Annotated in this window: 9 protein-coding genes; 3 read left to right on the top strand and 6 right to left on the bottom strand. The window is 77.1% G+C overall.

Annotated features, from left to right (window positions below):
* A partial coding sequence (locus B056_RS0108930) for a hypothetical protein (protein ID WP_018501530.1) occupies positions 1–282 on the top strand: 282 nt, incomplete at its 5' end.
* A 7-nt stretch (positions 283–289) separates the two neighbouring features.
* On the opposite strand, the gene B056_RS0108925 is transcribed toward B056_RS0108930, so the two are convergent.
* The 4 genes from B056_RS0108925 to B056_RS0108910 all read right to left on the bottom strand — a co-directional run bounded on the left by B056_RS0108925 (position 290) and on the right by B056_RS0108910 (position 3,641).
* Positions 290–1,465, bottom strand: a complete 1,176-nt coding sequence (locus tag B056_RS0108925; protein ID WP_018501529.1) for an SIS domain-containing protein — start codon at positions 1,463–1,465, stop codon at positions 290–292.
* A 19-nt stretch (positions 1,466–1,484) separates the two neighbouring features.
* Complete coding sequence (locus B056_RS0108920; protein ID WP_018501528.1) at positions 1,485–1,685, bottom strand: Trm112 family protein; 201 nt, start codon at positions 1,683–1,685, stop codon at positions 1,485–1,487.
* Positions 1,685–3,046, bottom strand: a complete 1,362-nt coding sequence (locus B056_RS0108915) for a phosphomannomutase/phosphoglucomutase (RefSeq protein WP_018501527.1) — start codon at positions 3,044–3,046, stop codon at positions 1,685–1,687. The genes B056_RS0108920 and B056_RS0108915 overlap by 1 nt, the downstream gene beginning before the upstream one ends.
* A gap of 175 nt (positions 3,047–3,221) precedes the next feature.
* The gene (locus B056_RS0108910) at positions 3,222–3,641 is read right to left on the bottom strand and encodes a DUF3499 domain-containing protein (RefSeq protein WP_018501526.1); all 420 of its coding nucleotides are present in this window, start codon (positions 3,639–3,641) and stop codon (positions 3,222–3,224) included.
* A gap of 384 nt (positions 3,642–4,025) precedes the next feature.
* Between B056_RS0108910 and B056_RS0108905 the strand changes: the two genes are divergently transcribed.
* Together B056_RS0108905 and manA are read left to right on the top strand one after the other, a co-directional pair.
* Entirely contained in the window at positions 4,026–4,418 is a 393-nt protein-coding gene (locus B056_RS0108905; protein ID WP_018501525.1) for a metallopeptidase family protein, read from the top strand.
* 124 nt (positions 4,419–4,542) lie between these two features.
* Positions 4,543–5,796 carry a mannose-6-phosphate isomerase, class I gene (gene manA / locus B056_RS0108900; RefSeq protein ID WP_020572402.1) on the top strand — a complete coding sequence of 418 codons (1,254 nt, stop codon included), beginning with the start codon at positions 4,543–4,545 and terminating at the stop codon, positions 5,794–5,796.
* Positions 5,797–5,845: 49 nt separating this feature from the next.
* On the opposite strand, the gene B056_RS0108895 is transcribed toward manA, so the two are convergent.
* The gene (locus B056_RS0108895) at positions 5,846–7,429 is read right to left on the bottom strand and encodes a DUF5719 family protein (RefSeq protein ID WP_035750857.1); all 1,584 of its coding nucleotides are present in this window, start codon (positions 7,427–7,429) and stop codon (positions 5,846–5,848) included.
* Entirely contained in the window at positions 7,426–10,860 is a 3,435-nt protein-coding gene (locus B056_RS0108890; RefSeq protein WP_195905866.1) for a glycosyltransferase, read from the bottom strand. Before B056_RS0108890 ends, B056_RS0108895 begins: the two co-directional genes overlap by 4 nt.
* Between the last annotated feature and the right edge of the window lie 23 nt (positions 10,861–10,883).

The raw sequence follows: 10,883 nt of genomic DNA, 5'->3' as shown, positions 1-10,883 counted from the left end.
TGCGACAACTACGCACCGCACCTGTCGACCCGGGTCGATGGGCGGGTCGGGGTGTGGGCGGCGGCGAACAACGTCGAGATCGCCTACACCCCGACCAACAGTTCATGGCTGAACCGGATCGAGGCCCAGTTCACCGCCCTGCGCTACTTCGCGCTCGACGGCACCGACCACCGCAACCACCGGGCCCAGGCATCGATGATCCGCCGCTACCTCGGCTGGCGGAACCGCCACGCCNCGGACAAGAAACTCCGCACCATCGTCGCCAAGGCGAACGTTGCCTGATGCGGCACTAGCGGGCGGTGCCCAGCTCCCGCAGCCGCAGGCCGGCGCCGGGGTCGACCCCGAGGGCGAGGGCGACGTAGCTGCCCGCGAAGTCGATCAGGCCGATCAGGGAGGCCAGGCGCTCCAGCGGTGCCGCGCCCTCCGCCCGCAGCTCGGTGACGCCGACGCCGTGCTCCCCCGCCAGGAGGACGGCCCGCTCCGCCGCGCGGGTGATCTCGGGATGCTCGCCGGCGGGATCACGCAGCAGGATCAGCCGAAGCCGCACGACGGCCTCGTCCTCGACCCGGTCGCGGAAGAAGTCCGCCAGGTCGTCGGCGTCGCCGCCGCCGTCACCGCCGGCGGCCGACCCGGGCCCACCGTTGCCGGACCCGAAAGCTCCGCGGAACAGCGCGACCTGCTCCTCAGCCGGATGCGGCAGCGCTCCGACCAGCGCGGGGTAGCCCGCGTTCACCGCGAGCACACCCGCGGCCCGGGTGGCGGCGACCTCGGTCAACCGGGTCGTGCCCCACCACAGCGGCAGGGCACCGGCCAGTTCGAGGGCCAGGGTCTTCGCCGGGTTGACGAACGACTCGCTCGTCGGCCGGCACCTGGTCGCCAGCGCCTCCAGACGCACGGCGGCGGCCTCGATCGCGGCCTCGCCCTCGCGGTGCACGCCGAGCGCCGCCGCGGCGGCGAGCAGCGGGACGGCCAGCGACCACAGCCCGGTGTGCGCCGGCCGGGCGTCGGGCAGCGCCACGAACGGCGCCCTGGCCAGCTCGGCGAGATGGGACAACGGGGAGTCGACCGGACCGACGACGGCCAGCCGGCAGCCTCGCCGGTGCGCCTCCTCGACGGCCGAGAGGGTCTCCGCGGAGGTACCGGACACGGACACGGCGAGGACTACGTCAGCCACGCCGGCCCAACCGGGCAGCCCGTGCCGACGGTGCGCGATCACCGGCACCGGTGCGGCCTGCCCGGCGACGGCGTCGAGGACGTCCCCGGCGAGCGCCGAGGCGCCCACCCCGACGACCACGACCGCGCGGGGCCGGCCGTCGGCCGCGAGCGACCCGACACCGGCCTCCTGCGCCAGTCGCCAGCTCTCCCGGACCTGACGCGCCGCCGAGGCCGTGTTCGGGAGCAGGTTGAGCGTGTCCGCGGCCTCGAGCCGACGTGTGTCGTCCAGGAGGGGTTCGTCGACGTTCACGCGGGCCGCGTGGCGCCGGTCAGGACGAGGATCCGGCCGCGGCCGGGAACGGCTTCGCCTCGTCGAGCAGCATCACCGGGATGTCGTCGCGGACCGGGAAGGCCAGGCCACACGACTCGCAGACCAGCACGGGAGCGCCGTCCAGCGTCTCCTGCCGCAGCGGAGCATGCTCCGGGCACGGGCAGGCGAGGATCTCCAGCAACAGGGGGTCGAGGCTCATCAGGAGTTCTCCCTTCCACCGCGGATGCAGACGAGGATGTCGTCACGCAGCCGGCACATCGTGGCATCATCGCGCCCCTCGACGTTCAGGCGCAGCAGTGGCTCGGTATTGGACGGCCGGAGGTTGAACCACGACCCGTCGGCCAGCGACACGGTCAGCCCGTCCATGTGGTCGATGTCGACCGCGCGGGCGGCGTAGGCCTTCTCGACCTCGTCCATCGCCACGCCGGCGTCGGCGACCTCGGAGTTGATCTCCCCGGAGGCCGCGTAGCGGGCGTAGCCGCCGAGCAGGCCGGACAGCGGGCCGTCCTGCCCGCCGAGCGCGGCCAGCACGTGCAGGGCCGCGAGCATGCCGGAGTCCGCGCGCCAGAAGTCGCGGAAGTAGAAGTGACCGGAGTGCTCGCCGCCGAACACCGCGCCGGTGCGGGCCATCTCGGCCTTGATGAACGAGTGGCCGACGCGGGTGCGCACCGGGGCGCCGCCGCGCTCGGTCACCAGCTCGGGGACGGCCCGGCTGACGATCACGTTGTGGATGATGGTCGCGCCCGGCTCGCGACGCAGCTCGCGCTCGGCGACCAGCGCGGTGATGACCGACGGGGAGACGATCTCGCCGCGCTCGTCGACGACGAAGCAGCGGTCGGCGTCACCGTCGAAGGCGAGCCCGATGTCCGCGCCCGCGGAGCGCACGGCGGCCTGCAGGTCACGCAGGTTCTCCGGCTCGATCGGGTTGGCCTCGTGGTTCGGGAACGAGCCGTCGAGCTCGAAGTACATCGGGGTGACGGTCAGCGGCAGCCCGTCGAACACCGCCGGGACGGTCAGCCCGGCCATGCCGTTGCCGGCGTCCACGACGACCTTCAGCGGGCGGATCCGGCTCAGGTCGACCAGCGAGCGCAGGTGGCGCGCGTAGTCGTCGCGCAGGTCGCGGGTGGTGACGGTGCCCGGCCGGCCGGTGTGGGCCGGCACGCCGGCCTCGATCAGCGCCCGGATCTCCGCCAGGCCGGTCTGCTGCCCGATCGGCGCCGCGCCGGCCCGGCACAGCTTCATGCCGTTGTACTTCGCCGGGTTGTGCGAGGCGGTGAACATGGCACCGGGCAGGTCCAGCGAGCCGGCCGCGAAGTAGAGCAGGTCGGTCGACCCGAGACCGGCGGCGATGACGTCCGCGCCCTGGCTGGTGGCGCCGTCCGCGAAGGCCGCCGCCAGCGGGACGGAGGACTCGCGCATGTCGTGGGCGGTGACGATCCGGTCTGCTCCGAGCAGCCGGACGAACGCCGCGCCGGTGGCCCGGGCCACCTCCGCGTCGAACTCGGACGGCACCACACCTCGCACGTCGTATGCCTTGAAGATCCGTGAGAGGTCGTGCACCCCGTAACCACCTTCCCTGACCGGCGTCGATCGACCGGGTTGACCTTATCCGGCCGGGGTGACATCTCCGTCAGCGCCTTGCCGCGCGGGGCGGGGATCAGGCGGGACGGCAGGCCTGCGCGGCCAGACGGGGCGGTCAGGTGTGAGCGGTCAGGTGTGAGCGGTCAGGCGGAGGTCACGACGGACTCGGCACCGCACGCAGATGGCCGCGGCCACGGCCACCGGGGCCACCGGGGCCACCGGGCCCGCCGGGCGGCACCGCGCCGGGACCGGCAGGACCGGTCGGCCCGGTCGGCGGCTCCGACCCACGGCGCGAGGCGGAGTCACGCACGGCGTCGGCGAGCGCCTCGATGTCGTCGGACGTCGGCTCCTGGCCGGCCTGTTGCTGCTCGGCCTGCTCGGCCTCGATCCGGACCACGGCCCAGCCGAGCGGCACGGTCAGCCGGTCGGCATGGACCCCACACAGGTCATACGAGTGCGGCTCGACGAACGGCGACAGCGGACCGAGTACGGCGGTGGACTCCGCGTAGGCGTAGGTGAGCGTGGCGATCGCGGCCGCGGAACAGGCCGAGCGGGAGCAGCGCCGAGGCTTCACGTTCCGGACGGTAGACCCCGGAACGGGCGACGGCCACCACCGCCCGCCGTGTCGCGCACCGACAGAGGTCACTGTGACGCAGTGGTTATCGCTCGGTTGCTCCACGCACACAATTACACCAGAACGCCGCACTCGCTTCGACCAAAACCGCCTTCTGACGCCGTGTCGATCCTGGTCGGGCTCTCCTAGGTGGGGGGTGAGCGGGGGTGCGGGCGGGGGTGCGGGCCCGATCGCGCCCTTCGTCGCGCCGCCGCGGTGATCGCCGAACGGACCCGGCGTTACCCTGGCACGATGGCCGAACCAGCCAGCACGCCCAGGGTGCGCTTCCCCGCGGCCGCACGCCCGATCCCCGCCCGTCGGCGGCGGGACAGGCGAGGCCGCGGCATGCGTGGCACGCTCCTGCCCCCGGACGTGCCCGCCTACGCCACCCGCGGTGAACGTTTCGACGACCTGGTCCTGGACGCGGTCGAGCACCTGGACCACCGGTGGTCCGCCGAGCTCGCCGACGTCGAGTTCGCCGTCGAGGACGTGCCGCCGATCACGGTGACCGACGACAACATCCCGCTGGCGCACTACCAGCCGGCGTCCGGCAAGGGCCGCTCGGCCACGCCGCGGCGGATCGTCGTCTACCGGCGCCCGCTCGAGGCGCGCGCCGTCGACAACGAGGACCTCGCCGAGCTCGTCCTCGACGCGATCATTCACGAGGTCGCCGAGATGATGGACGTCGACCCGGCAGTGATCGACCCCGAAGGCCATGGCTGGGGCGACGAGGAGTAGGACCCACCACGAGAGCCACCCGACGGGCTCAGAGCCGCTCACGACCGCCGACGCGGGGACGGAGACAAGCGTGACCATCGGGGAGACCACACCAGCCCATACCGGGACACCGGCCAACACCGGGATGTCCGTTCGGAGGTGGGACGCGCGCGCCGGCCGCCCGGCGGGCGCGCCGCGCGGGGCCCCGCCGCCACGCGCCCCGGTCCGCATCCTGGAGCTGCACGGCCGGGCCCAGCGCTACGCCTGGGGCTCGCCGACCGCGATCCCCGACCTGCTGGACGTCCCGTCCGACGGGGAGCCCGTCGCCGAGCTGTGGCTGGGTACCCACCCCCAGGCCCCGGCCGAGGTCGTGGACACCGCGACCGCGGGCCGGCGGGCGGCCGCCGAGCTGGTCGGCGAGCTGCCCTTCCTGCTGAAGGTGCTCGCCGCCGACAAGGCCCTGTCGCTGCAGGTCCACCCGAACGCCGAGCAGGCGCGCGCCGGCTTCGACGCCGAGCGGGCCGCCGGGATCGCCCCCGACGATCCGCGCCGCCGCTACCGGGACCGCAACCACAAACCCGAACTGATCGTGGCCCTGACGCCGTTCCGGGCCCTCGCCGGCATCCGGGCGCCGGGCGCCACCCGCGCGATCGCGCGCGGGCTCGGCCATCCCGGCCTGATCGCCGCGTTCGCGCCGCTGGCGACCGATCCGACCGGCGGCGCCACCCAGGTGCTGCGCAGCCTGCTGACGCTGCCCCCGCAGGCCGGCGAGGAGCTGGCCGCCGGAGTGGTCGCCGCCGCCGAACGGGTCTCCCCCGACGCGGACGAGCAGCTGCGCCGCGCGGCCGAGCTCGTCCTACTGCTCGCCGAGACCCATCCGGGGGACGTCGGCATCGCCGCGGCGCTGCTGCTCAACGACGTCACGCTGCGTCCCGGTGAGGGCCTGTTCCAGCCGGCGCGGCTGCTGCACGCCTACGTCCAGGGCGTCGGGATCGAGATCATGGCCACGTCGGACAACGTCCTGCGCGGCGGCCTGACCCCGAAGCACATCGACGTCGACGAGCTGCTGCGCGTCCTCGACCCGCGCCCCACCAGCGCGCCGGTGCTCACCCCGCGCCCGCTGGCGACCGGGCCCGGCGGCCAGCTGCGGGCCTGGGACGTCCCGGTGGACGACTTCGTCCTGCGTGAGGCCGTCTGCACCGGTGGCAGCGTGGCGGTCCCCGACACGTGCGTGCTGTTGGCGGTGGAGGGCAGCGTCGAGGTCGCGGGCACGGACCTGGCGGGCTCGCCGCTGGCGCCGATGACCCTGCGTCGCGGCGGCTCGGCGCTGGTGACCGGCCCGGCGGCTCTGACCCTCACCGGCACGGGCCGGGTCTTCGCCGCGGGCTCACGCGGCTGAGCCCGGCCCGGCGGAGTCCCGTCAGGCGGCGGGCACCCGCGGGTGCCGATCACCAGGCCGCACGCGGATCGGCCAGCGGCGCCGGCCCGTAGCGGTAGCGCCACGTGCCGGTGAGCGCTACGACGGCCGAGACGGTCCGGGGTACCGGAGCCGTCACCACGTCCGCCGACCGCGGCGCGGTGCCGAGGACCTGGCTGGCGACGAGCGGGCCGCCCGTGCCGACGACCCGCGCGCCGACGGGGCCCGCCGGCAGCGGCGCCAGCACCGCCCGGCCCGCGCCGACCTCGAACGGGCGGCCGTCCACCCAGGCGGTGGCGGCCCGCTCCGGCGCGACCAGGACGAGCGCGCCGGCCGTCCACGCCGGTACCGGTGCCGCCCCGACGACCAGGCCCGACGGTGTCGGCCCGACGGCGCCCGGAGCACCGACGACGGCGCCCGCCCACCGGGGCCGCTCGGGAACGACCCCGGCGACCCAGGTCCGGCCGCCCGGCGGGCCGCCGCCCGGCACCCCGGCGGCCGGCGCGGCCGGGCCGGTGGGCAGGCCGAGCGCCGCGACGATCCCGCCCCCGTCCGTCGACTCGACCAGCAGGGCGGACGGCGCCGCCGCGGTCAGCGTGACCGGGCGGCGCAGCGCCGCGCCGGCCGGGATCCGCACGGCCTCCAGGCCGACCGGGGTGTGGTGGCCCGAGGCGGTGATCACACTGACGCGCACGGTCGCCGCCGCCGCGGGAGCGCAGAGCACCAGATCGGCGGTGGGTGAGCCGGTGGCCGCCGCCCCAGCGCCGCCGGCTCCGGCGGGAGTGAGGAACCCGCCCAGCAGCACCCTGGTGGCCGGACCGGCGGCCGGCGGCACGGGCGTGGCCGCCGCCGGCCCGGAGCCACTCGCCCGGTCGACCAGCCAGCTCAGCACCCGCCCGCTGTGCACGTCGACGTCGACGGCGGTCGCGGTCGCCTCGGGGGCGAGCTCGGCCAGCCGCCGGCCGACCGTGCGCCCGACCGGAACGGTCACCTCCACCCGGGGGGCGGTCCGGCCCGACGACACGGCACCCACGCTGAGCCGGGCCGGCCGCGGGCCGGTGTTCGTCCAGTACAGGACGGGATCGCGGCCGGCGACGGTGGCCGGGCCGGCGAACCACGTCCGGGCGCGGGACTGTTCGCAGCGGGCCCGTAGTGGTCCCGCTCCCGACCCCGGGGAGGTGACGGTCGCGGTGAGGCCGGCCGCGGCGGAACCCGTCGCGGCGAGCCGCAACGGGCCACCGGCCGGCCCCGGCGCCACCGACTGCCCGCTGTCCGGGCTCGGGGCTGGGGCTGGGGCTGGGGCCAGGCCCAGCGCTGAGGCTGGCGCGGGGGCGGCGGCTGGGCGCGGCAGGTAGAGCAGTTCGTCGTGCTGGCGGTCGCCGCCGAGCAGCACCCCGCCACCGGACGGCCGGACCACACCGTCGGGCCCCGAGCCACGCACGACGTCCAGCAGCTGGGGCACCTGCCCGGTCAGGCCGAGGTCCGGGCAGACAAGGGTGGCCGCGGTGACCGGCGCGGGGACGGCCGCGGGCGGGCTGGGCCCCCCTGTGGCGAGCAGGGCCGCGACCACGCCGACCAGGCAGACCAGCCCGACCGGCACCATGATCCGCTTCACGTGGTCTCCGCCCGGATGCCCGCCGCGCGCCGGCCACGGCGCCGTCGCGGGACGGCGGCCAGGGGACCCGCGGCCAGCAGACACACCCCGGCGGCGGCCGTCGCCAGCACGGCGGCGCGATGGCGGTGATGATCGTAGGAGACCTCGAGCAGACCGCCGCGGGTCGGCAGGACGAACGCCTGCGCCCAGCCGTCCGCGACCGCCGCGGGCAGGGGCGCGCCGTTCAGGGTCGCCCGCCAGCCCGGATCGGCGGGTTCGGTGAGCACCACCCGGCGCCCCGCGGCGCCGCCGGGCAGCCGGGTCGATCCGGCCGGCCCGGGCGAGCCGAGCCGGACCAGGAGCTGGTCGGCACCGGCACCGGCACCGGTTTCGGAGCCGGCGGCCACCGGGCGCCACAGCAGCACGTCGGGGCCGCGCTTCTCCCGGGAGAGGCCGTCGACCGCGTCGAGGGCGGCCACCAGCGCCGGGTCGGCCGAACCCGCCGGGACGACGACCGCGGTCACCCCGAAGGCCGGCAGCGCGGCGGCGGCGTCCGGGAGGCCGGCGGAGATGTCCGACACGAGCACCGCCAGCGCCCGGTCGGCGGGCGCGGGCCGGTGCGCCACCGCGGCCGGGAACCTGGGGCCGCCCTGGGCGGCCAGGCTGTACGCGACCGGCGCCGACGGACCGGACCGGCGCAGCACCAGGACGCGCGCGCCCGGACCGCCCGTCCGGCTCAGCGCGACGACCGCGCGGGCCGGGCCGTCCTGGGCGGGGCCCGGAATCGGCGTCGCGGTGGCCAGGCCGGCGGCGAACGCCAGCACACACCCGCCGAGCAGGACCACCCCGACCCGGCGCGCACCACGCGCCGCCCGCGCGCGCCGCCGCGAGCCCACCCGCGGGCCGCCCGCACCGCCGGCGAGCGCCGCGCCGGCGGCCACCAGGAGCCCGGCGCAGGCGAGTCCGTACTGCGCGCCGACCCACCCGCCGACGAGGCCGGCCGCGGTCGGGACCGCGCCGTCCGACCAGGCGTTGGCGATCGGCGCCGCCAGCGCGATCATGATCACAGCCGCCGTGACGAGTGCCCAGCCGGCGGCCACCCCGCCGATGCCGGGCGAGGCCCGGCGGCCGAGCAGCCGGGAACCGCCGGTGAGCAACAGACACAGCGCCGCGAAGAGGCAGAGCGCGGTGGCCCTCCCCGCGCCGCCGGGAGCGCCGGCCACCAGGCCGGTCAGTTCCGCGCCGGGCAGGGGTGGCACAGCGGCGAGCCACCACCCGGCGCCCCCCGTGACGAAGCCGGGCAGCAGGGGGACCGCTCCCGCGATCAGCACACCGGTCACCGGCACCGCCAGCGACCGCGTGTCCGACGGCCGTGACCCGCGGACGGCCCAGGCCGCCACGGGCAGGCCGACCAGCGCGACCGGGGCCAGCACCGGCGCGCACGCGAGGACGACGGCCAGCGAGACGGCGAGCCGCCAGCCCGCCCGGCCGGTCGCCACGGCACCACCGGTAGCCATGACACCGCCGGCCGCCACGACACCGCCGGCCGCCACGGCACCGCCGGCCGCCACGGCCCGGTCCGTTCGGCCGCGGAGGAACTCGTCCCCCGCCGCGAGAACGGCGGGCAGAACCGCCAGTGCGGCGGCGGTCTCGATCCGGCCGGTCAGCACCGATCCCGTGACCGGCGGGGACACCCCGTACAGGGCCGCCAGGCCGAGCCGCAGGCGGCCCGCGACGACGAGCCGTCCCGCGGCCCGGTACGCCAGGTAGGCCGCCGCCGCCGGGGCGAGGGCGAGCAGCATCGAGCAGGTCGCGGCCACGTCGAGACCGACCGGGGCGGTGGCGGACGACAGCGCGGCGAGCAGGGCCGTCCAGGGTGGCGCCGAGCCCGGCCAGCCGAGCGCGCCGCCCGCGGAGCCCTGCCAACCGGACCACACCGCGGACCACAGTTCGCCGGCGCGCCCGGGCAGCGGCACGCCGCCGCCGACGGCGTCCGGCGGCAGCCGGCGGACGGCCAGGCCACCCACCCCGAGCAGCAGGGCCAGCACCGCCGCGAGCGACCGCGATGGAGCGACCGCGTGGGGGACGCCCGGCGCCCGGTCGACGACCGCGCGGACCACCGGGCGAGCCGGCAGCAGCTCGCGCACGGCGCGCCGTGGCACCGCCGTGGCACCGCCGAACCGGACCCGCATCCGGAGCAGGGCCCGCGGGCCGGCGAGGACCGCGCCGAGGATCCACAGTTCGGTCAGGGCATGGCGCCACCGGCCGCGGGAACGCGGGTCCGTCGGCCTCCCGTCAGCCCGGGGCGGGCGGAGCAGGCGGGCTCCGACCCGCGTCACGCCCGCGGCCACGAACGCGAGCACCGCCGGCCCGAGGAGGGGGGCCGCCGTCAGCGCGAGCCGCACCCGGGCCCCCGCGACCCTCCCGGCACGGTCGCCAGCGCGGGCGACAGCGGGCGCTTCGGCGAGAGGCCCACCAGTCAGAGGCCCACCAGCCGGGGGCCCGTCGACCACGGGTCCGTCTACCAGGCGTCTGGTGACGATCCGGGTGTTGACGAGGGGGGTGTCGGTGCGTGCGGGGGGCGTGAGCAGCACCACCGCCGGAGGCACGACGACGACCCGCAGGCCCGCCCGCGCCGCGCGGGCACCGAGATCCAGATCGAGGCCGGCGGTCATGTCCGCGGCCAGGCCGCCGAGCCGCTCCCAGGCCGAGGCCCGCACGAGCATCCCCGCGCAGGAGACGGCCAGCACGTCGCGCACGGCGTCGTGCTGTCCGTCGTCGGGCGCGCCCGGGACGACACCGGTGATCCGCCGGCCGGCCCGGTCGACCGTCACGCCGGCCTCGACCAGGGACTCCGGTCGGGCGGCGTCAAGCACCTTGGGACCGAGGACCGCGGCGCCCGGGTCGACCCGGGCGTAGGTGAGCAGCCGCTCCAGGGCGTCGGGCAGCGGCCGGACACCATCGTGGATCAGCCAGTAGAACGTGTCGGGAGCGCCACCCAGCCCGCCGTGCCGGATGCCGGCCGCGACCGCGACCGCGAAGGACGTCCCCGGAGGCAGGTTCAGGATCGCGGCCCGCGGCGTGTCGACCGGCGGCGCGGGGATGGCGCCGGCCCGCTGCCCAGGGGCTGTGTCGGCCCGTTGCTCGGGGATCGCCGAGCCGCCGAGCCGGACGACCACGATCCGCTCGGGCGGGCGGGTCGACGCGGTCAGCGCGGCCACCAGGCCCGCCCGGCTCGCTGGGCCCGCCGGACCGGGCAGGGCCGCGGCGTCAGGACTGCCGGGACCGTCGCGGCCCGGGCCACGACCCGGGCCCGGGTCGTGGCCGCCGGGCGCCGCGGGCTGATCCCACCGCGTCACGACGACCGCGACGACCCGCTGACCGGGACGAACGGCTCCTCGGGGACGAACCGCCCACCGGTGGTGATCGGCGTCCCGCGTTGGTCTCGTCATCGCGGGGGCCGGCCGGTGGATCC

This window comes from Parafrankia discariae, from assembly GCF_000373365.1.
Lineage (GTDB): Bacteria > Actinomycetota > Actinomycetes > Frankiales > Frankiaceae > Parafrankia > Parafrankia discariae.
Note: the sequence above shows the minus strand (reverse complement) of the source record. Positions and strands in the feature narration are given on the sequence as shown.

Excerpts from the sequence above, each read along its gene's own strand:
- B056_RS0108905 (WP_018501525.1), top strand. The coding sequence starts at position 4,026 with ATGCGTGGCACGCTCCTGCCCCCGGACGTGCCCGCCTACGCCACCCGC.
- B056_RS0108920 (WP_018501528.1), bottom strand. The coding sequence starts at position 1,685 with ATGAGCCTCGACCCCCTGTTGCTGGAGATCCTCGCCTGCCCGTGCCCG.
- B056_RS0108890 (WP_195905866.1), bottom strand. The coding sequence starts at position 10,860 with ATGACGAGACCAACGCGGGACGCCGATCACCACCGGTGGGCGGTTCGT.
- manA (WP_020572402.1), top strand. The coding sequence starts at position 4,543 with ATGTCCGTTCGGAGGTGGGACGCGCGCGCCGGCCGCCCGGCGGGCGCG.